The organism is Aureimonas psammosilenae, from assembly GCF_009176975.1.
Classification (GTDB): domain Bacteria; phylum Pseudomonadota; class Alphaproteobacteria; order Rhizobiales; family Rhizobiaceae; genus Plantimonas; species Plantimonas psammosilenae.
The window spans coordinates 67,442-93,182 of the sequence record NZ_WEZG01000011.1 but is presented as its reverse complement, the minus strand read 5'-3'; the positions used below and the strand labels follow the sequence as shown (position 1 = coordinate 93,182).

26 protein-coding genes are annotated in these 25,741 nt (G+C 64.5%); 16 read left to right on the top strand and 10 right to left on the bottom strand.

From position 1 onward, the window contains the following. Window positions 1–954 carry an aspartate carbamoyltransferase catalytic subunit gene (locus tag F9929_RS17765; protein WP_152047892.1) on the bottom strand — a complete coding sequence of 318 codons (954 nt, stop codon included), beginning with the start codon at window positions 952–954 and terminating at the stop codon, window positions 1–3. A gap of 172 nt (window positions 955–1,126) precedes the next feature. Between F9929_RS17765 and F9929_RS17760 the strand changes: the two genes are divergently transcribed. Both F9929_RS17760 and F9929_RS17755 read left to right on the top strand, forming a co-directional pair. After that, window positions 1,127–1,702, top strand: a complete 576-nt coding sequence (locus F9929_RS17760; RefSeq protein WP_152047891.1) for a hypothetical protein — start codon at window positions 1,127–1,129, stop codon at window positions 1,700–1,702. Continuing rightward, window positions 1,699–1,998, top strand: a complete 300-nt coding sequence (locus tag F9929_RS17755; protein WP_152047890.1) for a DUF6105 family protein — start codon at window positions 1,699–1,701, stop codon at window positions 1,996–1,998. Before F9929_RS17760 ends, F9929_RS17755 begins: the two co-directional genes overlap by 4 nt. On the opposite strand, the gene ruvX is transcribed toward F9929_RS17755, so the two are convergent. After that, window positions 1,940–2,422 carry a Holliday junction resolvase RuvX gene (gene ruvX / locus F9929_RS17750; RefSeq protein ID WP_152047889.1) on the bottom strand — a complete coding sequence of 161 codons (483 nt, stop codon included), beginning with the start codon at window positions 2,420–2,422 and terminating at the stop codon, window positions 1,940–1,942. The genes F9929_RS17755 and ruvX overlap by 59 nt on opposite strands. Window positions 2,423–2,536: 114 nt before the next feature. Between ruvX and F9929_RS17745 the strand changes: the two genes are divergently transcribed. From F9929_RS17745 to F9929_RS17720, 6 genes are all read left to right on the top strand, one after another. Further along, a complete protein-coding gene (locus F9929_RS17745) occupies window positions 2,537–3,238 on the top strand; it encodes a metal-dependent hydrolase (RefSeq protein ID WP_152047888.1) in 702 nt (233 codons plus the stop codon). Between the two features lie 109 nt (window positions 3,239–3,347). Then, entirely contained in the window at window positions 3,348–3,635 is a 288-nt protein-coding gene (gene gatC / locus F9929_RS17740) for an Asp-tRNA(Asn)/Glu-tRNA(Gln) amidotransferase subunit GatC (protein WP_152047887.1), read from the top strand. Further along, on the top strand, window positions 3,632–4,102 hold the full coding sequence (locus F9929_RS17735; RefSeq protein ID WP_152047886.1) for a GNAT family N-acetyltransferase: 471 nt from the start codon (window positions 3,632–3,634) through the stop codon (window positions 4,100–4,102). Before gatC ends, F9929_RS17735 begins: the two co-directional genes overlap by 4 nt. Then, window positions 4,102–5,583: an Asp-tRNA(Asn)/Glu-tRNA(Gln) amidotransferase subunit GatA gene (gatA, locus tag F9929_RS17730; protein WP_152047885.1), complete on the top strand. Its 1,482-nt coding sequence runs from the start codon at window positions 4,102–4,104 to the stop codon at window positions 5,581–5,583. Before F9929_RS17735 ends, gatA begins: the two co-directional genes overlap by 1 nt. 4 nt (window positions 5,584–5,587) lie before the next feature. Then, on the top strand, window positions 5,588–5,899 hold the full coding sequence (locus F9929_RS17725) for a chorismate mutase (RefSeq protein WP_235919393.1): 312 nt from the start codon (window positions 5,588–5,590) through the stop codon (window positions 5,897–5,899). After that, window positions 5,899–6,144 carry a hypothetical protein gene (locus tag F9929_RS17720; protein WP_235919391.1) on the top strand — a complete coding sequence of 82 codons (246 nt, stop codon included), beginning with the start codon at window positions 5,899–5,901 and terminating at the stop codon, window positions 6,142–6,144. The genes F9929_RS17725 and F9929_RS17720 overlap by 1 nt, the downstream gene beginning before the upstream one ends. A 15-nt stretch (window positions 6,145–6,159) precedes the next feature. Here F9929_RS17720 and F9929_RS17715 read toward each other — a convergent pair whose 3' ends face one another. Then, window positions 6,160–6,726, bottom strand: coding sequence for a Uma2 family endonuclease (locus F9929_RS17715; protein WP_152047884.1), 567 nt, complete (start codon window positions 6,724–6,726; stop codon window positions 6,160–6,162). A gap of 143 nt (window positions 6,727–6,869) precedes the next feature. On the opposite strand from F9929_RS17715, the gene gatB reads away from it, so the two are divergent. The 4 genes from gatB to F9929_RS17695 are packed head-to-tail and all read left to right on the top strand — an operon-like array spanning window position 6,870 to window position 9,732. After that, on the top strand, window positions 6,870–8,369 hold the full coding sequence (gene gatB / locus F9929_RS17710) for an Asp-tRNA(Asn)/Glu-tRNA(Gln) amidotransferase subunit GatB (RefSeq protein ID WP_152047883.1): 1,500 nt from the start codon (window positions 6,870–6,872) through the stop codon (window positions 8,367–8,369). Next, window positions 8,366–8,890 (top strand): GNAT family N-acetyltransferase, encoded by a 525-nt coding sequence (locus tag F9929_RS17705; protein WP_152047882.1) that lies wholly within the window; start codon window positions 8,366–8,368, stop codon window positions 8,888–8,890. The genes gatB and F9929_RS17705 overlap by 4 nt, the downstream gene beginning before the upstream one ends. A gap of 28 nt (window positions 8,891–8,918) precedes the next feature. After that, on the top strand, window positions 8,919–9,299 hold the full coding sequence (locus F9929_RS17700; RefSeq protein WP_152047881.1) for an NADH:ubiquinone oxidoreductase subunit NDUFA12: 381 nt from the start codon (window positions 8,919–8,921) through the stop codon (window positions 9,297–9,299). A gap of 31 nt (window positions 9,300–9,330) precedes the next feature. Further along, entirely contained in the window at window positions 9,331–9,732 is a 402-nt protein-coding gene (locus F9929_RS17695; protein ID WP_152047880.1) for a DUF2155 domain-containing protein, read from the top strand. Here F9929_RS17695 and aat read toward each other — a convergent pair. From aat to F9929_RS17670, 5 genes are all read right to left on the bottom strand, one after another. Continuing rightward, window positions 9,669–10,340 (bottom strand): leucyl/phenylalanyl-tRNA--protein transferase, encoded by a 672-nt coding sequence (aat, locus tag F9929_RS17690; RefSeq protein WP_152047879.1) that lies wholly within the window; start codon window positions 10,338–10,340, stop codon window positions 9,669–9,671. The two genes, F9929_RS17695 and aat, sit on opposite strands and share 64 nt — an antisense overlap. A gap of 8 nt (window positions 10,341–10,348) precedes the next feature. Then, a complete protein-coding gene (accC, locus tag F9929_RS17685) occupies window positions 10,349–11,698 on the bottom strand; it encodes an acetyl-CoA carboxylase biotin carboxylase subunit (RefSeq protein WP_152047878.1) in 1,350 nt (449 codons plus the stop codon). An 11-nt stretch (window positions 11,699–11,709) separates the two neighbouring features. Then, window positions 11,710–12,192: an acetyl-CoA carboxylase biotin carboxyl carrier protein gene (gene accB / locus F9929_RS17680; protein WP_152047877.1), complete on the bottom strand. Its 483-nt coding sequence runs from the start codon at window positions 12,190–12,192 to the stop codon at window positions 11,710–11,712. Window positions 12,193–12,371: 179 nt separating this feature from the next. After that, on the bottom strand, window positions 12,372–13,133 hold the full coding sequence (locus F9929_RS17675; RefSeq protein WP_235919389.1) for a DsbA family protein: 762 nt from the start codon (window positions 13,131–13,133) through the stop codon (window positions 12,372–12,374). A 26-nt stretch (window positions 13,134–13,159) separates the two neighbouring features. Further along, the gene (locus F9929_RS17670; protein WP_407922251.1) at window positions 13,160–14,521 is read right to left on the bottom strand and encodes a M48 family metalloprotease; all 1,362 of its coding nucleotides are present in this window, start codon (window positions 14,519–14,521) and stop codon (window positions 13,160–13,162) included. 128 nt (window positions 14,522–14,649) lie between these two features. Between F9929_RS17670 and F9929_RS17665 the strand changes: the two genes are divergently transcribed. Next, window positions 14,650–15,798 (top strand): pyridoxal phosphate-dependent aminotransferase, encoded by a 1,149-nt coding sequence (locus tag F9929_RS17665; protein WP_193227820.1) that lies wholly within the window; start codon window positions 14,650–14,652, stop codon window positions 15,796–15,798. Between the two features lie 43 nt (window positions 15,799–15,841). Here the strand turns inward: F9929_RS17665 and F9929_RS17660 are convergent, their stop codons facing one another. After that, window positions 15,842–18,709 carry an Rne/Rng family ribonuclease gene (locus tag F9929_RS17660; RefSeq protein ID WP_152047873.1) on the bottom strand — a complete coding sequence of 956 codons (2,868 nt, stop codon included), beginning with the start codon at window positions 18,707–18,709 and terminating at the stop codon, window positions 15,842–15,844. 601 nt (window positions 18,710–19,310) lie between these two features. On the opposite strand from F9929_RS17660, the gene F9929_RS17655 reads away from it, so the two are divergent. The 3 genes from F9929_RS17655 (at window position 19,311) to prfB (ending at window position 24,356) form a co-directional block, all read left to right on the top strand. Next, on the top strand, window positions 19,311–20,537 hold the full coding sequence (locus F9929_RS17655; protein ID WP_193227818.1) for an N-acetylmuramoyl-L-alanine amidase: 1,227 nt from the start codon (window positions 19,311–19,313) through the stop codon (window positions 20,535–20,537). 191 nt (window positions 20,538–20,728) lie between these two features. Further along, entirely contained in the window at window positions 20,729–23,170 is a 2,442-nt protein-coding gene (locus F9929_RS17650; protein ID WP_152047871.1) for a penicillin-binding protein 1A, read from the top strand. A gap of 57 nt (window positions 23,171–23,227) precedes the next feature. Further along, a protein-coding gene (prfB, locus tag F9929_RS17645; protein ID WP_152047870.1) for a peptide chain release factor 2 occupies window positions 23,228–24,356 on the top strand; the annotation gives its coding sequence in 2 pieces (ribosomal slippage) (window positions 23,228–23,296 and window positions 23,298–24,356; 1,128 coding nt in all). Window positions 24,357–24,378: 22 nt separating this feature from the next. Here the strand turns inward: prfB and F9929_RS17640 are convergent. Further along, window positions 24,379–25,599: a M23 family metallopeptidase gene (locus tag F9929_RS17640; protein ID WP_193227817.1), complete on the bottom strand. Its 1,221-nt coding sequence runs from the start codon at window positions 25,597–25,599 to the stop codon at window positions 24,379–24,381. Window positions 25,600–25,741: the final 142 nt, after the last annotated feature.

Sequence of the window (25,741 nt, the reverse complement as noted above, 5' to 3'; positions counted from 1 at the left end):
TCACGCGTTGCTTCCTTCCGCCGGGAGAAGCGCCTGCATCACGGCCATGCGCACGGCGACGCCCATTTCCACCTGTTCCTCGATCACGCTTTGCGGCCCGTCCGCGATCTCGGACGCGATCTCGACACCGCGGTTCATCGGCCCCGGATGCATGACCAGTGCGTTCGGCTTCGCCTTGGCAAGCTTGGCGGCGTCGAGGCCGAAGAAGCGGAAATATTCGCGCACCGAGGGCACAAAAGCGCCGGCCATGCGCTCGCGCTGAAGGCGCAGCATCATCACAACGTCCGCGCCTTCGAGGCCGTCCTCCATGCGCCGGAACACTTCGACGCTCATCTGCTCGATGCCGGTCGGCAGAAGCGTGGAGGGGGCGACGACGCGCACCCGCGCCCCGAGCGCGTTCAAAGCCAGAATGTTGGAACGGGCAACGCGGCTGTGAAGGACATCGCCGCAGATCGCCACGGTCAGGCCGCCGATGCGCCCCTTGTGCCGCCGGATCGTAAGGGCGTCCAGGAGAGCCTGCGTCGGATGCTCGTGCGCGCCGTCCCCGGCATTCACCACCGAGCATCCGATCTTCTGCGCCAGAAGCGCCACCGCCCCGGCCGCATGGTGGCGCACGACCAGAATGTCTGGCCGCATGGCGTTCAGCGTCATCGCGGTGTCGATGAGCGTTTCGCCCTTTTTCACCGAGGAATTGCTGACCGACATATTCATCACGTCGGCGCCGAGGCGCTTTCCCGCGAGTTCGAAGGAGGCTTGCGTGCGGGTCGAGGATTCGAAGAAGAGGTTGATCTGCGTGCGGCCCTTCAGGACCGCTTTCTTCTTGTCCGTCTGCCGGCTGGTGGCGATCTCGCCTTCGGCCCGATCGAGAAGTTCCTCGATCTCGAACGGCTGCAGCCCTGCCATCCCGAGAAGGTGGCGATGCCGAAAGGTCGGTGCGGATTGGGAAGCGCTCATCTCAAAGCCGGCCTATAGGGAAAAGCACCTGCCGCAGCAAGGCACATGCGATCGAACGCCCGAATGGTCCACCGCATTCGCGCGTACAATTAAGGTTAATAAAGGGTTACCAATTGTCAGGAGCGTCAGAAAGGCGACATTGATCGGACACGCTTTTCGGGAAGGAACGGCCGTGAGACGCGCAACCAGCATGGTGTTTCTCGGCGGATGGGCCGGTTTCTTCGGCACCGTTTCCGCGACCCTCGCCTTGGCGATCGTCCTGGCGGGCTTTCCGGGAATGCCGAAGATGCCCGGCATTCAGGACAGCGCAACCGCGATCGCCGCGATGCTCCTCGCGGGCGGCGGGCCCTGGATCGCCCTTTGCGCGCTCGGCGCCTTTCTTCTCGCGGCGGCTGTGCTTCTTCTTCTCCTGTCCATGTGGCTGCTGCAGGGCAGGGAGATCGTCGACCGCTCCTCCGGCGAGCGTCTTGCCATCGTGACCCTCGTTTTCGGCAGCGCCATCGTGGCGGTGCTTTGTCGGTTCGGCGGCCCGGCCATCGCTGAGAGCGTCTCGTTCGTCGGCCTCGTTTCCGTTCTCGCCCTCAGCGTCCTCGGCATTCTGTTCGATCGGGCGATCGAGGTGGAAGACGAAGAAGAAGACGACGAACTCTACGAGCGCACGCTTCATATCGCCCGCAGTCTCGGACGCGACGTCGCGATGCGCCCCGTTCCCCAAGAGCGGCCGTCGGGCAGCGAGCGCGGCCGATGAGGGCGTTGTTGGCTCTTTGGCTGAGCCCGGTGCTCGGCTTCTGGACGTGGCATCTTCTGGCGAGCCGAGGCATCTATTTCTCGCAGGAGTTCCACACTGAAGTGTTCCGCCTCTACGCGGACACGCTCGGCATGGAGCCCGACGCCATCACCGCGCTTCTCGCCAAGGCGCTCGTCACGGACGGCCTGATCCTCTTGGCGATCTTCGCATTCCGCCGGCGTCGCGCGATTCTCGGCTTCATGCGTCCCCGTCTGGCCCGAGCATGGACAAGCGGTCGAGCGCTCCTTGCAGGATGAAGGCGGCGGCGGCGGCATCGATCCGCTCGGCGCGCTTGGCGCGGGAAACATCCATCGACAGCATCGCCCGTGTGGCGGCGACCGTGGATAGCCGCTCGTCCCAGAAGGCGATCCGCCGGTCGTCCAGCTTCAGATAATTACGCACGAAAGCGCGTGTCGACTGGACACGCGGCCCCTCGGTTCCGTCCATGTTGAGCGGCAGTCCGATCACGACGCCATCAACCTTCGCCCCGTCCAGCATCGCCTTCAACGCCAGGGCGTCGGCGGTGAATTTGGTGCGGCGAATCGTGCCGCGCGGTTGCGCGAAGGCCCATGACAGATCCGACATCGCGACGCCGATCGTCTTCGTGCCGAGATCGAGACCGGCGAGAATCGCCTTGGCTTCGCCTTCGGTCGCGAAGGCGGAAAGGTCGACGATCGGCATGGAAGCATCCCTGATGGCGCGGAACGGGGCGCTTGACCCACGGTGGAGATGGGTCACTTAAACCCGCTGCGATACGGACGGTAGGCCGTCCGTGCCCGGATTCGAGAGATCACCATGAAGCTCACCTATTTCGGCCATTCGGCCTTCCGGATCGATACCGGCTCCTCCGTCATCCTCATCGACCCGTTTCTGTCCGGCAATCCGCATTTCAACGGCGATGTCGCAGCGGCCACCGAGGGCACGACCCACATCCTCCTCAGCCACGGCCATGCCGACCATCTCGGCGACACCGTCGACATCGCGAGCCGCACGAAGGCTAAGGTCGCGGCGACATTCGAACTCGCCAACTTCGTCGGCAAGCAGGGCGTGGAGGCCATCGAGCCGATGAATACCGGCGGCACGGTGAAGTTCGAGGATTTCTCCGTGACCCTGACGCAGGCCTTCCATTCGTCCTCCTGGATCGATGACGAGGGGGCGATCACCTATCTCGGCATGCCGAACGGCCTGATGCTGCATTTCCAAGACGGCCCGACGATCTTCCACATGGGCGACACGGACATCTTTTTCGACATGGCGCTGATCGAGGAACTGCATCATCCCGCCATCGGCATCGTGCCGATCGGCGACCGCTTCACGATGGGCGGGGCCGTCGCGGCGCTCGCCTGCCGGCGCTATTTCAATTTCCAGAAGGTGATTCCGGTGCATTATGGCACCTTCCCGCCGCTCGACCAGAACGCAGACAAGTTCCGCGAGGCCATGGAAGGCGAAGCGGACAAGATTCTCGTTCCGCGCATCGGCGAAGCCTTCGAGGTCTGACACGGGGGCCGTTGCCTCGCCCGCGCCCGTTTCGTATAGCGGGCGCGAAGCGGTGCGGCCCCGCCCGGCAGCGAGAGCCGCATCGTCCCGAACCGAGACGATTGCTGAAATGTCCGTCGATACCGCCACTGTCCGCCGCGTCGCCCGGCTTTCCCGCCTCGCCGTGTCCGATGAGGACGTTTCCGCGATGCAGGGCGAATTGAACGCGATTCTCGGCTTCGTCGAGCAGCTCGGCGAAGTGAACGTCGAGGGCGTCGAGCCCATGACCTCCGTCACGCCCATGGCCATGAAGAAGCGCCAGGACGTGGTGACGGACGGCAACAAGGCTGCCGACATCGTTGCCAACGCGCCCGTCCACGACGAGCACTTCTTCACCGTGCCCAAGGTGGTGGAGTGAGCGCGCTCGCCATCGCCGAGGAAACTCCGATCTCGACTTGCGTGCGGCGTCTCGTGGGCGATCTCAACGATTACCTGCGTCCGCTTTCGCCGCCGGAATTCCAGTTCCAACTGACGGCCGAGCAGATGGCCGAACCGGGCGTCACCGTTTTCGTGGTTCGCGATGCGGGCGGCGAGGCGGTTGGCCTTGGAGCTTTGAAGGCGCATGACGGCGAGTTCGGCGAAGTGAAGCGCATGTTCTGCGACCCGGCTTTGCGCGGTTCAGGCATCGGCTGGCGCATTCTCCAGGCGGTGGAAGCCAAGGCGCGCGCCTTGGGTCTTCGGCGGTTGGCGCTGGAGACGGGTGCTACGACCGGCTTCGAACCGGCCTGGGCGCTTTATGAGCGCGCCGGTTTCAGCCGATGCGGCGCTTTTCTCGATTATCCGGATTCCGGCTACAGCCGCTTTTACGAAAAGAACCTGATCTGATGACCGATCTCACGGCGCTCACCATCGCCGAAGCGCGCGCGGCGCTGTCGAAGAAGGATTTCTCCGCTGTCGAACTGACGGACGCCTATCTCGACGCCATCGACGCGGCCAACCCGGTGCTCAACGCCTACGTGACTGTCACCCACGATAAGGCGCGCGAGATGGCGAAGGCCTCGGACGGGCGCTTGTCGGCCGGGCAGGGCGGTGTGCTGGAAGGCATCCCCCTCGGCATCAAGGACCTCTTCGCCACCGAGGGCGTCCATACCCAGGCCTGCAGCCACATCCTCGATAAGTTCGAGCCGCGCTACGAATCCACCGTCACCGCCAATCTGTGGGCCGACGGCGCGGTGATGCTCGGCAAGCTGAACATGGACGAGTTCGCGATGGGCTCCTCCAACGAGACGAGCTACTACGGCGCGGTCGTCAATCCTTGGCGGCGCAAGGGCTCCAATCTCGACCTCGTGCCCGGCGGCTCGTCCGGCGGGTCGGCGGCGGCGACCGCGGCACGGCTTTGCGCCGGCGCCACCGCCACCGATACCGGCGGCTCCATCCGTCAGCCGGCGGCCTTCACGGGCACGGTCGGAATCAAGCCCACCTATGGCCGCTGCTCGCGCTGGGGCACCGTCGCCTTCGCGTCCTCGCTCGATCAGGCCGGCCCGATCGCCCGGGACGTGCGCGACGCGGCGATCTTGCTGAAATCGATGGCGTCGGTCGACCCGAAGGACACGACCTCGGTGGACCGCGAAGTGCCGGACTACGAAGCGGCGGTCGGCCGTTCGGTGAAGGGTCTGAGGATCGGCATTCCGCGCGAATACCGCGTCGACGGCATGCCGGCCGAGATCGAGGAGGTTTGGGCGAAGGGTATTGCGTGGCTGCGCGAGGCCGGCGCCGAGATCGTGGACGTATCGCTGCCGCACACGAAATACGCGCTGCCGGCTTATTACATCGTGGCTCCGGCGGAAGCCTCGTCCAACCTCGCCCGCTACGACGGCGTGCGTTACGGCCTCCGGGTGCCGGGTCGCGATATCGCGGAGATGTACGAGAAGACCCGCGCGGCGGGTTTCGGCCGCGAAGTGAAGCGCCGCATCATGATCGGCACCTATGTTCTGTCGGCCGGCTACTACGACGCCTACTACATCCGGGCGCAGAAGGTTCGAACGCTCATCAAGCGCGACTTCGAGGCGGTCTTCGCCGATGGCGTCGATGCGCTTCTGACGCCTGCGACACCTTCGGCCGCCTTCGGCATCGCCGACGAGGATCTCGCCTCTGATCCGGTGAAGATGTATCTGAACGACATCTTCACGGTGACGGTGAACATGGCCGGCCTGCCCGGCATCGCGGTGCCGGCCGGGCTGTCGGGCGAGGGAACGCCGCTGGGCCTCCAGCTTATCGGGCGTCCCTTCGACGAAGAAACGCTGTTCGCGACGGCAAGCGTCATCGAAGAAGCGGCCGGTCGATTCAGCCCCGACCGTTGGTGGTAAGCGCGTGAGCGATCGTCCGAAGCCCTCCGACTGCACCGACATGGCCTCGCTCCGGCGCTTGATCGATCGGCTGGACGACGAGCTCTTCGATCTCTTCGCCGAGCGCATGGCCTGCATCCATCGCGCGGCAGTGCTCAAGGAGGGCGAAGGGCTCCCCGCCAACGTGCCGTCGCGTGTGACCGAAGTGATCGAGAACGCCAAGCGGCGGGCAGCCGAGCGCAGCCTCGATCCGGCGCTCTACGGCGAAATCTGGCGCTCCATCGTGGATGCCGCCATCGCCGAGGAAGAAAAGCATCTCGGGGCGGAGAAACACTGATGGTGGGCGGCACGCTGCACGAGGCGATCCGCAAGCTCGATGCGGGCGATTGGGACGGCGCTCATGCGCTGGTTCAAGACGATCCCTCGGCCGACGCCGCCTGGATACACGCGCATCTTCACCGCGTGGAAGGCGATCTCGCCAATGCCGGCTATTGGTATCGGCGGGCGGGGCGTCCGGTGGCCGTGAGCGACCTTCAGGACGAACGCCGCGCCATCGTCCAGGCGTTGTCCTCGGATCGCTGAGGACGGAGTGCCTGCTTACGAGACGTTGCGATAAACGTCCTCCAAGGCGAGGCTCGCGCCGAGGGCCGAGATCTCGACGGACCCCTCCTCGATCACGAGCGGCTCCTCCGGCCAGTTTCCATTCTCGTCTCGCGTCCATTGCCAAAGGCACCGCGCGTCCTGCGCCACGATGAGATAGGTGTCTAGCGTCGGCAGGTTCAGATATTCCTGCTGCTTGCGACCGAAATCCTCCGCCGCCGTGGATGGGGAAAGAACCTCGACGATCAGCACGGCGCTTTCCGTCGTGCGGGCCTGCCCCGAACCGCCGACCTTCTCCACCATGACGTCGGCATATCGGACGTTTCTCGGGCCCGTCGCGATCGCGAAATCCCCTTGATAAAGGTCGTATTCCCCACGATCGATCTGCGACATGACGAGATAGGAGATGTTGGATACGATCTTCGCGTGATTGCGCTTCACCCACGGCTGCAATCTCGGCGTCCCTTCCACCAGTTCGTATTTTTCCTGCCTCGTTTCGATCCAGCCGAAGAACTCCTCGACCGTCATCGTCTTCGATGGCCTGGAAAGGGTCTGGACGTTCATGGCTCCTCTCCATCTCCAATTCGGAGACAGGATAGCGAAGGATGGTCGTCATGACGAGGCGCGACAGCCTCGTCCCTTGAACGCTCGGCCCGATTCCTCTAGCGCTCGCAGGATACGATACGACCCGCATCGCCGGACGAGCCATGACCCTCCTCGACACGCGCATACCCGATCCGAAGAAGTTCATTACCGGTGCCACCGGCGACTGGGAGATCGTGGTGGGCATGGAAGTCCATGCGCAGGTGCTGTCCGAGGCCAAGCTGTTTTCCGGCGCGTCCACGGCCTTCGGTTCCGAGCCGAACGACAATGTCAGCATGGTGGATGCCGCGATGCCCGGCATGTTGCCCGTCATCAACGAGGAATGCGTGCGCCAGGCGGTTCGCACCGGGCTCGGGCTGAAGGCGCAGATCAACAACCGCTCCGTCTTCGACCGCAAGAACTATTTCTACCCGGATCTGCCGCAGGGCTACCAGATCTCGCAGTTCAAGGACCCGATCGTCGGAGAGGGGCAGGTTCTCGTGTCCGTCGGCCCGAACAACAAGGGCGAGTTCGAGGAAGTCGAGATCGGCATCGAGCGCCTGCATCTGGAACAGGACGCGGGCAAGTCGCTGCACGACCAGAACCCGACCATGTCCTTGGTGGATCTCAACCGCTCGGGCGTCGCGCTGATGGAGATCGTCTCCAAACCGGACATGCGTTCGGCCGACGAGGCGAAGGCCTATCTGACGAAGCTACGCACCATCCTGCGCTATCTCGGCACCTGCGACGGCAACATGGACGAAGGGTCGATGCGCGCCGACGTGAACGTTTCCGTGCGTCGCCCCGGCGGCGATTTCGGCACGCGCTGCGAAATCAAGAACGTCAACTCGATTCGCTTCGTGGGTCAGGCCATCGAGGCGGAAGCCCGCCGGCAGATCGAGATTCTGGAAGACGGCGGGGCGATCGACCAGGAAACGCGGCTTTTCGATCCGAGCAAGGGCGAAACGCGCGCCATGCGCTCCAAGGAAGACGCGCACGATTACCGCTACTTCCCCGATCCCGATCTCCTGCCGCTCGAATTCGACGATGCCTATGTCGAGGCGCTTGCGAAGGAACTGCCCGAACTGCCTGACGACAAGCGCGCCCGTCTCGTCGCGGAAGCGGGCCTTTCCGTATACGATGCTTCGATCCTGGTGTCCGACAAGGCCATTGCCGATTATTTCGAGGCCGTCGCCAAAGGCCGCGAAGCCAAGCAGGCGGCCAACTGGGTCATCAACGACCTGCTCGGCGCGCTCAACAAGTCCGGCAAGGGCATCGAGGAAACGCCGATCTCGGCCGATCAGCTCGGCGGCATCCTCGATCTGATCCGCGGCGGCACGATTTCCGGCAAGATCGCGAAGGACCTTTTCGAGATCGTCTGGAACGAGGGCGGCGACCCGGCGGAGATCGTGGAAAGCCGTGGTATGAAACAGGTCACGGATACCGGCGCCATCGAGAAGGCGGTGGACGAGATCATCGCGGCCAATCCCGACAAGGTCGAACAGGCCAAGGCGAAGCCGACGCTGGCCGGCTGGTTCGTCGGTCAGGTCATGCGCGCCTCCGGCGGCAAGGCCAATCCGCAAGCGGTGAACGACCTCGTCAAGCAGAAGCTCGGCCTCGAATGAGCCTCGCGATCAGACCTGCGACCGACGACGATCTGGAAGCGCTCCGCGTTCTCCTTCGCGAAACGTGGCATGCGACCTACGACGACATCTACGGCCCTGAGGACGTGGAACGGCTGACGAGCGACTGGCACTCGATCGAGGCCATGGAACAGCGCCTGAGCCGGCTGCACAGCCGCTTTCTCGTGGGCGAAGTCGCGGGCGAGATCGCCGGCATGGCCTTCGCCGCAGTTGAAGAACCGCGCATCGTGTTTCTGCATCAGCTTTATGTCCTGCCGGAGCGGCAAGGCGAGGGTATCGGTTCCGCTCTGCTGCATGCGGTCGAGAGTGGCTTCACTGACGCCGATCGGATCAGGATCGACGTCGAAGCGGCGAATCGCGCCGCCATCGGCTTCTATGAACGCCACGGCTTCGTCACCGAGGGGCTGGAAGCCGAAACGAGCCCGCCGAGGATCATTCGCATGGAGCGCGCGATCGAGCCAGCGCGCGCCGGCGATGGACTTTCCGACGACGTAGCGCCATAAGGCCGGCAGCGAGAGGCGGACCTGCCCGATGAACAAATTGCTTCTGACGATCTTCACTTGGTGGAACGGCTCGACCGTCGGCACCAACTTCTATACGCGCCGCTTCGGCAAGAAGGTCGGCGAGGACGAGCGCGGCAACGTTTATTATCAGACCGCGGACGGCAAGCGCCGGTGGGTGATCTATAACGGACCGGCCGAAGCCTCGGCGATCCCGGCCGGCTGGCACGGCTGGATGCATCATCGCACCGATGTCGCGCCCTCCCAGCAGGACTACAAGGCCAAGGCTTGGGAGAAGCCGCATATCGAGAACCTGACCGGCACGCCAAAGGCCTATCGTCCGAAGGGCTCCCTTCTCAAGCAGACCAAGCGTCCGCGCGTGACCGGCGACTACGACGCGTGGCAGCCCTGATCGGTTCGCGGCGCCTTCGCTCGATTTGCCGATGAGAAAAGCCGTGACAATTCTCGCTCTGGCCGCAGCCACGCTGTCGGCCGGACCGAGCTTCGCCGAACGCATCCGCAACCAGGTCGCCGAGTTTTCCGGTCTCGACAAGATCACCGGCCGGATCACGACCTTCACTGCCGGCATCGACGAGACGGTGCAGTTCGGCGCTCTCCAAGTGACGCCGCGCGTTTGCTATACGAGCGCGCCGGACGAACCGGCCCGAACCGATGCCTTCGTGGAAGTCGACGAGATCACGCTCGACCGGCAGATCAAGCGCATCTTCAACGGCTGGATGTTTCAGGACTCGCCCGGCCTCAACGCCGTGGAGCACCCCGTCTACGACGTTTGGCTGAAGGCCTGCAAAAGCGCTTCCGGAGAGGCGTCGCCGCCGAGCGGCTGAAAGCTCGCTTCCGTCGCCAGAGCTTCGTTCAAAAGCTCGTGGTATCGCGCTCTCGGCACTTCGACCGCGCCGAAGCGCTCCAGATGCGACGTGATGAACTGGGTGTCGAGGAGGATGTAGCCACCTCGGCGCAGGCGCTCGATCAGAAAAGCCAGCGCCACTTTCGAAGCGTCGGTTTCCCGCGAGAACATGCTTTCCCCGAAAAACGCGCCGCCGAGGCTGACGCCATAAAGGCCGCCGACGAGATGACCATTCTTCCACGTCTCGACCGAATGGGCATGGCCGAGGCGATGGAGAGACAGGTAGAGTTCGCGGATATCGGCGTTGATCCAGGTCTGCTGTCGTCCGGGGGCCGGCTCCGCGCAGCCATCCACGACCGCCGTGAAGGCGCTGTCGTAGCGCAACTCGAACTGCTTGCGCCGGATGGCCTTCGCCAGGCTCCTCGACAGATGGAAGCCGTCGAGCGGAAGGATGCCGCGCTCGGTCGGGTCGACCCAGAAGATACTCGGGTCGTCGGCGCTTTCGGCCATCGGAAAGATGCCGCTGGCATAGGCCTTCAGGAGGATGGTGGGTGTCACCTCCATCCGGGGAGTGCGGCGGCGCGCCATGGCCCGCGTCAGGCGGACTTGGTCATGCCGAGATACTTCTCCAGCCAGTGAATATCGTACTCGCCCCGCACGACGTCCTCGTTCTCGGCCAGCGCCTGGAACAGCGGGATCGTCGTCTTGATGCCGTCCACCACGATCTCGTCGAGCGCGCGGCGCAGACGGGCCAAGCATTCCTCGCGCGTGCGGCCATGCACGATGAGCTTGCCGATCAGGCTGTCGTAGAAGGGGGGAATGGAGTAGCCCTGATAGATGCCGCTATCCACGCGCACGCCGAGGCCGCCCGGCGGATGGTAGTAGGTGATCTTGCCGGGCGAGGGCGCGAAGGTGCGCGGGTCCTCGGCATTGATGCGGCATTCGATGGCATGGCCGGCAAAGCGGATATCGCTTTGCGTCACTGACAGCCCGTGCCCGGCCGCCACGCGAAGCTGTTCGTTGACGAGATCGATGCCGGTGATCGCTTCCGTCACCGGATGCTCGACCTGAAGGCGGGTGTTCATCTCGATGAAATAGAACTCGCCGTTCTCGTACAGAAACTCGATCGTGCCCGCGCCGCGATAGCGCAGCTCGCGCATCGCATTGGCGCAGATCTCGCCAATCCGGCCGCGCTGTTCTTCATCGAGGGCGGGCGAGCGGGCTTCTTCCCAGACCTTCTGGTGGCGGCGCTGGAGCGAGCAATCGCGCTCACCGAGATGGATGGCGTTTCCGGCGCCGTCGCCGAACACCTGCACCTCGATATGGCGCGGCTTTTCCAGATATTTCTCGATGTAAACGGCGTCGTCCCCGAAGGCCGCGCCGGCTTCCGAGCGCGCGGTCGCGAGCGCCACGGAAAGATCGGCAGCAGTCTTGGCGACCTTCATGCCGCGGCCACCACCGCCGGCGGAGGCTTTGATGATGACGGGATAACCGATCTCGCCGGCGATCCGCACCGCCTCGACGTCGTCGGTGACAGCGCCGGCCGAGCCGGGAACCACCGGAATACCGAGGCGCTTAGCGGTGCGCTTGGCTTCGATCTTGTCGCCCATCACGCGAATATGGTCGGCGGTCGGGCCGATGAAGGTGATCTTGTGGGCGTCGAGAATGTCGGCGAAGCGCGCATTCTCGGACAGGAAGCCGTAGCCCGGATGCACGGCATCCGCGCCGGTGATCTCGCAGGCCGCCAGGATCTGCGGAATGTTCAGATAGCTGTCGCGCGACGGCGGCGGTCCGACGCAGACGCTTTCGTCCGCGAGCCGGACGTGCATGGCCGAGTTATCCGCCGTGGAATGGATCGCGACGGTCGGGATGCCGAGCTCCTTGCAGGCGCGCAGGACACGAAGGGCGATCTCGCCCCGGTTCGCGATGAGGACCTTCTTGAACATCGCGCGCTCGCTCAGGCGATCACGACGAGAGCTTCGCCGTATTCCACCGGCTGGGAGTTGTCGACGCAGATCCGCACGATCTTGCCGGAGCGCGGCGCGGGGATCTGGTTCATGGTCTTCATCGCCTCGATGATGAGAAGCGTTTCGCCTTCGGTGACGGTCTGACCGACTTCGATGAAGGGCTTGGCATCCGGGCTCGGCGACAGATAAACCGTGCCGACCATCGGGGAGGGAACCGAACCGGCTTCGGGCCCGGTCGATGCCGGCGCTGCGGAGGCCGTGGGAGCGGCAACCGGCGCGGCCATCGGCGCCGCCTGCTGCTGCGGCATCACCTGATAGCTCGGCGGCATCATGGCCGGCATCTCCTTCTTGCGGGAAACGCGAATGCGAAGCGGTCCCTGCTCGATCTCGATTTCCGTCAAGTCGGTGTCGTTGAGGATATCGGCGAGCTGACGCACCAGACCGTGGTCGATGCTATTTTCCTTGCTGGACATTCCGTTCCTTCCGAACATCGATCGCTTGCCCTGTGTCGCCGCTTGCTGCGGCGTTCGGCCCCGGACCGTTTGCGGCGCGGCGGCGCGACGAGCGATCATGTCGCCGTTCAATTCGATGCAGCCCTATAGACCGTCGCGTCATTCTCGCAAAGCGCGGATTTGCGCGATCAGTGCGGCGATCAGCAGGTCGCCTTGGCGCAGCGTCGGACGTTGTCGATCTTGGCGCCGAGCGCGGCGCGTCCGACCGCGCCCGAAACCACTTCGTCGCCGATGACGTAGGACGGCGTGCCGTTGATTCGCAACGCCGCCGAAAGGCGCGTGTCGGCATCGATCGCAGCCTGGATGTCCGGCAGCGCCATGGCCTTGCGGATATCGGCTTCCCCGACGCCGAAGCCCTCGGCAACCGCGATGGCGCTGTCCTCGTCGGCAACGCCGCGCGAGCCGAGAAGCTTCTCGTGGAACTCGCCGTAGCGTGCGGGCTGAATATGACGGAAGGCGAGGCTGACGCGGCTTGCCGCCACCGATTGCTCGCCCAGAACCGGGATCTCCTTCAACACGACGCGAAGCTTCGGATCGCCGGCGATCAGGGCCTTCGTGTCGGGGAGGGCGCGTTTGCAGTAGCCGCAATTGTAGTCGAAGAACTCGACGAGCGTGACGTCGCCTTCCGGGTTGCCGAGCGCGGTGCCGGGAGGCGTTTCGTTCAACTGATCGGCAACGCCCGCGATGGCCTGGCTCTGCGATTTGGATTCCTCGGCGGCGCGCTTCGTTTCCAGGGCGTCCATGGCTTCGAGCAGGACTTCCGGGTTTTCCAGAAGGTATTCGCGAACGACCTTCTTGATCTCGGTCTTCTCGGCGTCGTCCATGGCGAAGGCGGCGGGCGCCGCCCATTGGGTACAGAACAGGGCGACCAGGGCGGCCGCGCGGATCGATCGCGTTTGCAAGAAAACTCGCCTTTCTTCGCTCGAAGCTATTTCGCCTGGAGAATGTCCTGCGCCCGCAGCCATTGCGGCGTGCCGGGCTTCATCTTCAACTGCGCTCGCGCCGCGAAGAGCTTGGCATCCTTCATGGCTCCTCCGTGCCAGTAGCCTTCGGCCGTGGCAAGCTCCGCCGAAGCGTCGTCTCCGAGCTTGTTGTAGGCCATGGCGAGGAAGCGATAGGCGTTGGCATTGCTCGGATCGGCGTCGATGCCCTGCTTGATGCGGGACACCGCCTCCTTCATCTGACTGGCGTCGCCACTCGTCACCAGGGCTTGCCCGATGGAAGCTTCGATCAGACCGGATTTGCGGGGATCGAGCTTGGCTGCCGTCTGGAAGGCGGTCGCTGCGTCCTTCGCGCGCCCCGCTTCCAGCAGGATTTCGCCCCGCATCTCGTGGAAGTAAGGATTCTTCGGCGCCTTGGCGACCACCGCGTCGATCTTCTGAAGGGCGAGGGCGGGAGAGCCGGCAAGGTGGGTCGAGATGGCGTCGCCATAAAGCGCAGGAAGGCCGCGCGGGTCCTTGCGAAACAAGCGCTGCACCGCTCCTCCGCCTTCGTTGTAGGCGACGATCTTGGCGCGGGCGAGATCGTGGCGAAGCTGGAGGTCCGGGCTGTCCGTCTTGTCGAAATAGGGGCTTTGGCGCGCCGTGGTTTCCATGAGGGAAATGCGGTCGCGCGGCGCGGGATGGGAGGAGATGTAGCGGCTCGACTGGACGCCGGACAGGATGTTGTTGCGCTCCAGCCGCTCGAAGCTCGTGATGAGACCCTTCGGGGACTGTCCGGCCTTTTCGAGATAAACGAGCGCCGAGCGGTCGGCGGTTGTTTCCTCCGAGCGCTGGTAGCCGAGAAGCCCGCGCATCGCGGCCGTGCCGCCCCCCGCGAAGATGCCCGTTCCCGCGCGCGCCAGGTTACCGGAACCGGCCGCTGCGCCTGCCGCCGCCAGACCAATGCCGAGAACCCCGGCGATGGTCGCGATCCTTTGCGCCTGATCGACCTGCTGGCGCAGCCTGTTCTGGTGACCGCCTGCCAGATGCCCGGTCTCGTGCGCCAGAACGCCGATGAGTTCGTTCGGCGTTCCCGATCCGACGATCGTTCCCGTGTTCACGAAGATGCGGCGCCCAGAAACGAAGGCATTGAACTCGGGATTGTTGACGAGAATGATGTCCACCGGCTGCTTCAATCCGGCCACCTTGAAGATCGGCCGTGTATAGTCGGCGACCAGAGCCTCGATCTCGGCATCGCGAACGATCGGCAGGTTGGATCGGCGCGGGGCCGCTTCCGCCGCGACGGACGTGAAGGCCGTGGCCATGGCGGCGATCAAGGAGACCAGCCGGGTCTGGAAGCGCATCGTCATCGGTTCTAGAAGACCCCCTTCGCGCTCCCGCCGGGCAGCGCCGAAACGATCGGTATCAGCCGTTAAGCACACAGGTCTTTTCGGCGAAGTTTGGACGCTACGGAGCCATGACTGAAACCTTTGCGCCAATTGCGGCCGCTTCGCAACGCTCGCGCGTCGATCCGTTCCGCGCGATGGATGTTCTGGCGGAAGCGAACCGGATGCGGGCGGGCGGCGTGGACGTCATTTCGCTCGCCGTCGGGCAGCCCTTCGCGCCGGCACCGAAACGGGCGATCGACGCGGCGCGCACCATCCTCGATACCGGCCGCATCGCCTATACCGACGCGCTCGGACGCATGGACCTGCGCGAGCGCCTGTCGCGGCACTATGCCGATTACTATGGCTGCGAGGTGTCGCCGGAGCGCATCATGATCACCACCGGCTCCTCGGCCGGTTTCAACCTCGCGTTTCTCGCGGCCTTCGATCCCGGCGACCGCGTCGCCATCGCGTCGCCCGGCTATCCCGCCTATCGCAATATCCTGAAGGCGCTGGGCCTCGTTCCGGTGGAAATCGAGGTCGATGCCGGCGACGGCTACGTACTGGATGCGGCGCGCGTTCGCGCCGAGCACGAGAAGCAGCCGTTGCACGGGGTTCTTGTCGCCAGTCCCGCCAACCCGACCGGAACGGTGACGCCGCCCGAAGAACTCGAACGGCTCGTCTCCTTCGCGAATGCGGCCGGCATTCATTTCATCTCTGATGAGATCTATCACAGCCTGACCTACGGCAAGACCGAGGCGACGGCGCTCAGCTATTCGGCGTCGCCCATCGTTATCAATTCCTTTTCGAAATTCTACTGCATGACGGGCTGGCGGATCGGCTGGATGGTGCTGCCGCCGCATCTCGTGCGACCGATCGAGAGGATCGCGCAAAGCCTCTACATCTCTGCGCCGGAACTCAGCCAGGTCGCCGCCATGGCCGTGCTGGACGCCGGTGACGAACTCGTGCAGGTGCGCGAGGGCTATGTCGCCAACCGGGACTTCCTGACGCAAGCGCTTCCGCACCTCGGCTTTCGCGACATCGCGCCCATCGACGGCGCCTTCTATGCCTATGCGACCTTGCCGGAAGGGCAGGACGATTCGACGGCCTACACACGGCACATCCTAGAAACCTGCCATGTCGCGCTGACGCCCGGTCTCGACTTCGACCCGAGGCGCGGCCACCGCACCGTTCGGCTGTCCTATGCCTGCGACAACGCCTCGTTGGTCGAGGCGGTGAGGCGCATCGAAGCCAAGCTTTGAAACGAAAAGGGGCGGCTCGAAGGCCGCCCCGGATCGTCGGTTCTTAGCTGCGGCGGGACCACCAGCCGGTGCGCTTCGGCTTCGGCTCACCGCCGTCTTCCTGGGCGTCGCTGGACGTCACCAGCGGCTCCAGAAGCTCTTCGCGCTTCGGCGCTTCTTCCGCGACGGGTTCGGCCTCAACCGGTTCGGCAGCGATCTGCGCTTCCGACTGTTCCTCGACGGGCTCAGTAGCGGGTGCCTCGTGCTCGGCCTCGACCGCCGGCTCGGCGACGACGGGCGCGATCGCTTCGGAGGCCAGAGGCGCTTCCTCCGACACTTCCGTAGCTTCCGGCGCCGGCTCGCTTGGAAACTCGCTGACAGCCTCGCTCGTCGTCTCGGCTGCCGCGATTTCTCTCACCGGCTCGGCCTCGCTTAGCCCGGCTTCATCCGAAACCTGCTCCTCGGCGTCCGGCTGCGTTTCCGTGACGGCGTTCGGGAAGGCTGCGTCGAGACCATGCTCGGGCGAGGCAGCTTCTTCTTCGCGCGTCCGGCGGTTGCCGCCACGGCGACCGCGACGACGGCGCTTGCGGCCGTTGCCTTCATCCTCGTCGGAAGCGTTGGCGTTCTCGGCAGTCTCCTCCTCGTCGGTGGATTCCGACGCGGTTTCGGTCTCGCCGTTCTCCTCGGCAGTCTCGTTCTCGTCGGACCCGTTCTCGGTCTCGGAACCCTTACGACCGCGCCGGCGACGGCGGCGACGGCGTCCGCCTTCCTCCGAACGCTCGTCCTCGGCTTCCGGCGCGACTTCCTCGTCCAGAGGCTCGTCGGCGATGACTTCGGGTTCGAGCTCGTCCGGGATCACGGTGAGGGGGCTGACGACCTCCGCCTTGACCGGGCGAGGCGCGGCTTCCGCGCCCTGCTCGATCGCCACATGCTGATGACCGTGCGTGTCATCGGCCTGGAGGAGGATGCGCAGACCGTACATGCGCTCGATCTCGTCGATGGTCCGGCGCTTCTCGTTCAGCACGTAAAGCGCCGTGCCGGTCGGCACCTTCACCACGATGTCGTGCGTCGACTGCTTCTGCAGATATTCCTCGATGGCGCGCACGACGTGCAGCGCGAGCGAGGAGTCGGAGCGGATGAAGCCCATGCCGGCGCAGGTCGGGCAGACCTTCGTGGTGGATTCCAGAACGCTCGCGCGGATGCGCTGACGGCTCATCTCCAAGAGGCCGAAATGCGAGATGCGGCCGACCTGGATACGGGCGCGGTCGTCCTTCAGGCAGTCCTTGATCTTCTTCTCGACGGCGCGGTTGTTCCGCTTCTCCTCCATGTCGATGAAGTCGATGACGATAAGGCCGGCGAGATCGCGCAGGCGAAGCTGGCGGGCGATTTCCTCGGCAGCTTCCAGATTTGTCTGGAGCGCCGTGTCCTCGACCGAATGCTCGCGGGTCGAACGGCCCGAATTGACGTCGATGGAAACCAGCGCTTCGGTCTGGTTGAGAATGATGTAGCCGCCGGATTTAAGCGTCACATGGGGCTGGAGCATCCGGTCGAGCTGGGCTTCGATGCCGCCGCGCGAGAAGATGGCACCGGCTTCGCGATAGGGCTGCACGACCTTCGCCTGGCTCGGCAACAGCATCCGCATGAAGTCTTTGGCTTCGCGGTAGCCGTCCTCGCCCGACACGAGGATCTGGTCGATATCCTTGTTGTAGAGGTCGCGGATCGAGCGCTTGATGAGGCTGCCTTCCTCGTAGACCAGCGCCGGCGCCATGGAGGACAGCGTCACGGTGCGCACGGTTTCCCAAAGGCGCATCAGATATTCGTAGTCGCGCTTCACTTCCGGCTTGGTGCGCATCGCGCCCGCCGTGCGCAGAATGATGCCCATGCCGCGCGGCACTTCGAGATCGCGCACGACCTCCTTCAGCCGCTTGCGGTCGGCGACGTTGGTGATCTTGCGCGAGATGCCGCCCCCGCGTGCCGTGTTCGGCATAAGGACGGAATAACGGCCCGCCAGCGACAGATAGGTGGTGAGGGCGGCGCCCTTGTTGCCGCGCTCTTCCTTCACGACCTGCACGAGCAGGATCTGGCGGCGCTTGATGACTTCCTGAATCTTGTACTGCTTGCGCGGCGGGCGGGGGGCGCGGGTCGGCACCTCTTCCATGGCGTCCTGCGAGCCAAGCTCCTCGACAACCTCTTCTTCCTCTTCGCCCGGCAGATCGTCTTCGGCACCGTTGCCGCGACGACGCGAGCGGCCGCGGCGGCTGCGACGCGGTGCGGGCTCTTCGCTTTCGGAGGCAGTCTCTTCCTCGTTGCCTTCGGCACCGTCTTCGTCGGACGAGGTTTCGCCGTCCATGGCTTCGCCGGTCTCGTCCACGGATGTGGATTCGTCGGAAACGTCCTGCGTGAGCGCCTCGACGTCGATCGTTGTTTCGGTGATGTCCCCTTGAGCGTCGATTGCGCCCTCGGTGCCTTCTTCGGATGTCTCTTCGCTTTCCGAACCATCGCCGTTTTCGCGCGGCTCGTCGGTCTCGACGGCTTCGGAAACGCTGTCTTCAGCGGGGGTGGCGTTGGATTTGCGAGCGGGAGCGGCAGGGCGCGAACGCTCCTGGCTGAACTTGCGCTCTTCCTGTTCTTCTTCTTCCTTGGCCCGGATCAGATCCTCTTCCACCAGCGCCTGACGGTCGGCGGCGGGGATCTGGTAGTAATCGGGGTGGATTTCGCTGAAGGCGAGGAAGCCGTGGCGGTTGCCGCCATATTCCACGAAGGCGGCCTGGAGCGAAGGTTCGACGCGCGTCACCTTCGCCAGATAGATATTGCCCTTGATCTGCTTCTTGTGTTCGGATTCGAAATCGAACTCTTCGATCCGGTTACCCTTGAGGACTACGACCCGCGTCTCTTCTGGATGAGACGCATCGATCAGCATCTTGTTTGCCATGGCATTTGATCTCCCGGACCAACGCCTCGGCTGCGCGTCCGCCGGTCAAGGGCGGAGATTTCGCTGGGGGAGGCGTGTCCGCAACGGTCGGGAACCTTTGTCCGCTGAAGAGCCCGGCCCACGACGACGCGGTCGGCCGAAGCGGCCTCGCTGTGTTCGTCGATCGTTCGGGAAAGGCTGGCGACAAAGTTCTGGGACCTGCAACACTGTTTGGCCACCGGATGGCGACCGACGAAACCGCACGACGAAAGCCGCAAGACGAGCGGCCGATCTGCGCGAGGAAACCGCCCGCGCTGATGCGTCGGGCGAGAATGGCTTTGGGAGGCCGGCGAAAACCGCAGCGACCGCCTTCGAACGACCCTTGTCGGCGCTCGTCGCGCTCGACATTGGCCCGGCCGGTCTCTGCGCCACAACGCACGGCACCGGCCCGTTCTGGGCGAATCAACTCCGATCGACTTGTGAGTCTTCCGGCCTCACTTTCGCTTTTAAGATGGGCGACGCCGCGAAACAAGGGGAAAGCCTTGCGACAGGCCTCGTTGCGAAGACTCGCCGTCACGTCGCCACCTCCATCTGCTGCCGATCCCGAGCGAAAAAGCGATCGATGCCGGAAAAAGCCCTGTTTCTTCTTTGCCGTCGCGTGCTTCTCGTCGCGATGATCGTCCTTGGATGCGTGTCGGGCGGGCGCGCCGTCGCCGAAGAACCTCGCGACGCGGTTCTGACGAGGCTGGAACAGCGTGCCGTCGATGGCGGCGTCGAGATCGAGCTCCGGCTGACCGCCTATCCGCGAACGAAGCTGATGGTGCTGCGCGGTCCCGATCGCGTGGTTCTGGACCTTTACGACACCGTCACCGCCGTGAAGTCGGTGAATCTCGACGCCAACCCGGTGATCTCCAACCTGAGGCAAGGGCTGATCGCCAAGGATCGCTTCCGCATGATCCTCGAACTGAAGCGTCCGGCCGTTCCGGAACTGGTGGCGGAAAGCGGCGAGGGCGAGGGACACGTGCTGCGGCTTCGCTTGAAGGAGGCCGATGCGCGGTCTTTCGAAGCTGCCGTCGCATCCGCTGCCGCGAACCGAAACGAGGCGGCGCCGGTCGAAGCGAAGGCGGCCGGGGCGGAGGAGCCGAAGTACACCGTCGTGATCGATCCGGGGCATGGCGGTGTCGATACGGGGGCCATCGGCAAGCACGGAACCCTGGAAAAGGACGTGAACCTGAAGTTCGGGCTGGCTCTGCGCGACGAACTGGCCAAGCAGCCCCGCATCCGTGTTCTGATGACGCGCAGCGACGATACGTTCGTGTCCTTGGGCGAGCGTTCGGAGTTCGCCCGCCGCGAGCGCGCCAACCTCTTCGTGTCCATGCATTCCGACTCGATCCGCTATGCGGATATTCGGGGCGCGACCGTCTACACCCTGTCGGAAAAGGCCTCCGACTCCTTGTCGGGTGAAGTCGCGGAAAGCGAGAACTCGGCGGATCGCTTCGTCGATCCGAAATGGCGGGAGGACAAGCCGGAGGTGTTCGACATCCTGATAGAACTGACGCGCCGCGAAACCGACAACCTGTCGGAGCATTTCGCCGCCGGTCTCGTGAAGGAACTCGGACGTCACGACATCCGATTGATTCGCAATCCGAAGCGCTCGGCCGGCTTCAAGGTGCTGACCGCGCCTGACGTGCCGTCCGTACTGCTCGAAATCGGCTATCTGTCCAATGTCGATGACGAGCAGCTTCTTCTCGATGAAAGCTGGCGTCGCGACTCGGCTTCCGCCATCGCTTCCGCCATCGAACGTTTCGTCGGCACCAAAGAACAAGGCCAAGCCGCGAGCGGCGGTTGACCCAGCCTTTTGTGGCGGGGATGCAACAAGGCCAATGTGAAGCCTCGGTCCCGGGGCGCACAAGACACGTGCTTGCCGTATTTGTCTTTCAGATGCGAGCGACACACGACACATCGCAGTCCTCGCATCTGGCCGGGGCTTGAGGGCGTCCCGTTCCGGTCGCATGCAGACGGCGTCGTTTGGGGGTTCGGATGATCAGGCTTATCGGCTACCTCTTCGGCATCGCCTGCGTCGGCTTCCTTCTCGTGGCGGGCGGCGTTGTCGCCTATGTGCAGGAGATGGCGAGCGATCTGCCGGACTATCAGGTTCTGGCGGACTATCAGCCGGAAGTAACGACGCGCATCCATGCGGGCGACGGCTCGCTCATGGCCGAATACGCCAAGGAGCGGCGCTTGTTCCTGCCGATCCAGGCGATCCCGTCGCTCGTCAAGAACGCCTATCTCGCCGCCGAGGACAAGAATTTCTACAGCCATCCGGGCGTCGACATCCAAGGCCTCGGCCGCGCCGTCATGGTGCAGTTGAAGGGCGGCCCGATGCAGGGCGGCTCGACCATCACGCAGCAGGTCGCCAAGAACTTCCTTCTGACCAACGAGCGCTCGCTGGAGCGCAAGGTCAAGGAAGCGATCCTGTCGGTGCGGATGGAGCAGACCTATTCCAAGGACAAGATCCTCGAACTCTACCTCAACGAGATCTATCTCGGCTTCGGCTCCTATGGCGTCGCCGCCGCCTCGCTGGCCTATTTCGACAAGTCGGTGAACGATCTGGAAGTGCAGGAAGCGGCCTATCTCGCCGCGCTGCCGAAGGCTCCTGAGAACTACAACCCCTTCCGCAGCCCGGAGCGCGCGCTGGAGCGCCGCAACTGGGTGATCGATCAGATGCAGACCAACGGCTTCATCTCGGTCGCGCAGGCTAACGAGGCGCGCGCCAAGCCGCTCGGCATCAAGCCCAACCGTTCCGGCACCTATATCGCCGACGCCGAATACTTCACCGAGGAAGTGCGCCGCGACGTGATCCAGCGCTATGGCGTGAAGCAGCTCTACGAGGGCGGCCTGACCGTGCGCACGACGCTCGATCCCAAGCTCCAGACCGAAGCGCGCAGGGCCCTTCACGACGGCCTCGTGGACTACGACCAGGCGCGCGGCTATCGCGGTCCGGTGAAGCAGATCGAGATCGGCGACGATTGGGGGCGCTCGGTCGGCGAAGTGCCGATGCTCGCCGACGTGCCGGAATGGCATCTGGCGGTGGTGCTGGATTCGGACGGCGACAGCGCCCGCGTCGGCCTTCAACCCGCGCGGCTCGTGTCGGGGGCGCTCGGTCCCGATCGTGAAATCGGGACCTTGGCCCTCGCCGACATGAAGTGGGCGCAGCGGATGGATGTGGAAGGCCGCCCCCGTTCGGCGCGAAGCGCCAGCCAGATCCTGCAGCGCGGCGACGTGGTCTATGTGGAAAAGAAGACCGACGGTGCAGGCTATCGCCTGCGCCAACCGCCGAAGGTGCAGGGAGCCATGGTGTCCATGGACCCGCATACCGGCCGCGTCCTGGCCCTCGTCGGCGGCTTCTCCTATTCGCAGTCGGAGTTCAACCGCGCGACGCAGGCGATGCGTCAGCCGGGCTCGTCCTTCAAGCCGATCGTCTACGCGGCGGCTCTCGACAGCGGCTATACGCCGGCTTCCGTGATCATGGACGCGCCGATCTCGATCCCGAACGGGACAGGTGGCTACTGGGAGCCGAAGAACTACGGCGACGAGGGCGCCGGCGGACCCTCGACGCTCCGCCGCGGCATCGAGCAGAGCCGCAACCTGATGACGGTGCGTTTGGCGCGCGACATGAGCATGAAGCTCGTGGCCGAATATGCCAATCGATTCGGCATCTACGACCATCTGGCGGAATATCTGCCGCTGGCGCTCGGCGCGGGCGAGACCACCGTGATGCGCATGGTGTCGGCCTATTCCGTGATGGCCAATGGCGGGCGCTCGATCCAGCCCTCGCTGATCGACCGCGTGCAGGACCGCTACGGCCGCACCATCTACAAGCACGACAACCGCAAGTGCGAGGGCTGCAACTCGCCGACGTGGAACGATCAAGCGGAACCGGAGCTCGTGGACGACCGCGAGCAGGTTCTCGATCCGATGACGGCCTACCAGATCACCTCCATGATGGAAGGCGTCGTCCAGCGCGGCACGGCGACCGTCGTGAAGCAGCTCGGCGTGCCGATCGCCGGCAAGACGGGCACCACGAACGACGAGAAGGACGCGTGGTTCGTCGGATACACGCCCGATCTCGTGACCGGCCTTTATATCGGTTTCGATAACCCGGCGCCGCTCGGCAAGGGACAGACCGGCGGCGGTCTGGCCGCGCCGATCTTCGTGGATTTCATGAAGGTCGCGCTCGCAGGCAAGCCGCCCGTGGACTTCAAGGTGCCGGACGGCATGACGCTTGTGTCGATCAACCGCAAGAACGGCATGGCGGCCGACGGCGAGGGCACGATCGTCGAGGCCTTCAAGCCCGGCACGGGCCCGGCCGACAGCTATCAGGTGATCGGCGCGGATGGCGAAACTGCCAGTGCCCCGGCCGTGATCAGCCAGGAAACGCAGGAAGCGATCCAGCAGGGCGGCGCAGGCGGCTTGTTCTGAAGGAGCGTCGCCGTTATGTCTCCGGCTTCCCCGCAATGAAGTCGGAGACGTATCGGCATGCGCGCCGAAATCGAGAACATGGTCGACGAAATCAAGCAGGCCATAAGCCTGCTGAGGAGGCATCTTTGACTGGGATGCCGCAAACAAACGCCTGAGCGTTCTGAACGCGCAGGTCGAGAATCCCGCCTTCTGGAACAATGCCGAGGAAGCGCAGAAGCTGATGCGTGAGCGTCAGTTCCTGGAAAGCTCCATCGACGGCGTGCGCGCGCTCGAACAGGGCATCGCCGACAATGTCGAGCTGATCGCGATGGGCGAGGAGGAGGGTGACCCCTCCATCGTCGAGGAGGCCGAAACCGCCATTCGCGCGATCAAGGCCGATGTCGACAAGCGGTCCATCGAGATGTTGCTCTCCGGCGAAGCCGACGCGTTCGACACCTATGTGGAAGTGCATTCCGGCGCCGGCGGCACGGAAAGCCAGGACTGGGCATCGATGCTGCTGCGCATGTATATGCGCTGGGCGGAGCGGGCCGGCATGAAGGTCGAGCTTCTGGAGCAGCATTCCGGCGAAGAAGCCGGGATCAAGTCCGCGACGCTCCTGTTCAAGGGTCGCAACGCCTATGGCTGGATGAAGACGGAATCCGGCGTTCACCGGCTGGTGCGGATCTCTCCCTTCGACAGCCAGGCCAAGCGCCACACGTCCTTCGCCTCGGTCTGGGTGTATCCGGTGGTCGATGATACGATCAACATCGTGATCAACGAGTCCGACTGCCGCATCGACACCTATCGCTCGTCTGGCGCCGGTGGCCAGCACGTCAACACGACCGATTCGGCGGTGCGCATCACGCATATCCCGACCGGCATCGCGGTGGCCTGCCAGCAGGGGCGTTCGCAGCACCAGAACCGGGCCATCGCCTGGGACATGCTGCGGGCTCGTCTCTACGAGGCGGAACTGCAGAAGCGCGAGGAAGCGGCGAATGCCGAGGCCGCGTCGAAGACCGATATCGGCTGGGGACACCAGATTCGGTCCTATGTCCTGCAACCGTATCAGATGGTGAAGGATCTCAGGACCGGCGTGCAGAGCACGGCGCCCCAGGACGTTCTCGACGGCAAGATCGACGAGTTCATGGAAGCGGCGCTCGCGCATCGCGTCCATGGCGGCGAAACCGCCGGCGGCGACATCGACTGATGAAGACGTAAGCTCTCGGCGTTCAGCCGAGGGCTTCGATCCGGCGTCCGGCACGAAGATAGCGCGTCGGATCGACCGCCTCGCCGGCCCGGCGGATTTCGTAATGGAGATGGGGGCCGGTGCTGCGGCCGGTGCTGCCGACGCGCCCGACCACCGAGCCGACCGACACTTTCGCGCCAACAGTGACGAGGATGCTCGACAGGTGCGCGTAGCGTGTCGAAACGCCGTCCGCGTGACGAACCTCCACCATGTTTCCGTATCCGCCGTTTTCCCCGGCAAAGACGACTTCTCCCGGCGCGGTCGCGGCGACCGGGCTTCCCGGCTCGGCGGCGAAATCCACGCCGGTATGCATCGCCGCCTGTCCGAGGAACGGATCGACGCGCACGCCGAAATTGGAGCTGACCGCGTTCGAGGCGTTCGGCTTGGCCAAGGGCAGGGAAGACGACGCCGACCGGACCGCTTGGAGAACGTCCAACGCCCCGGCGAGTTCTTCGAGGCTCGCGTCGAAGAGCCGGTCCTGCGGCACCGGGACGAAGGGGCCGCCCTTGCCGGGTGAGGCCCTCTCGGTGCTGGCTGGCGCGAGCCCTTCCGTCCGCAACACGGAGCCGATGGCTTCCGATTTCTTCCGCGCGTCCTTGGCGAGTTTGCCGACGCTCTCGATCTGCTCCAGCTCGGCTTCGTCGATGGCCTGGCCGATCCGGCGAACCAGATCGGGCGAGATGGGTTCGGGTGCGGTCTTCGCCTTGCCGGCGGAAGCATCCACCAGCTTGAACCGATCGAGGGCCGCAGGTTTGGCTTCTTCGGCATAGGCCGCCACGCCATCGGGTATGGAAGGGGCGGAACACGGTTCGGGCGACGCGATAGGCTTCGCGACCAAGCCGTGCGTTTCCGCCCGCTGGAGAAGCGGCTGGAGCTTGGTATAGCGGTCCGACAGTTCCGCCTGCTGTAGAAGCAACAGATCGACCTTGCTGGCGACCTTCGCTTGATCAACGAAGCTTCGTGTCGTCAGCCGCTCGACTTCCGAGCGAAGAGACGCGATGCGCGTTTCATAGACGGCGGCAAGCTGGCGGTCGCCTGACATGATCGACGGCAGTTCCCGGCCGCTGTCAGCGCTCCAGAAGCCGAAGGCGAAGAGACCGGCCATCGCGCAGCCAAGCGCGAGCGAGGATGTGGCGATCGCCCAGGGCTTCAAAACGAAATGCCGCATCTCGTCGCCCTTCGCCAGGATGACGGTGCGCGGCATCTTCGGCCGGCCGAATACGCTTTGATTGTCAGTTGCCGCCATTCGTGAACCGCCAAAGGTCGAACCTGGACGATGTCCCGTGCCCGCGGCGATTACACATTCTTAAGGTTAACCAATCCTTGCGATGGAAGGGAAAAGCTTC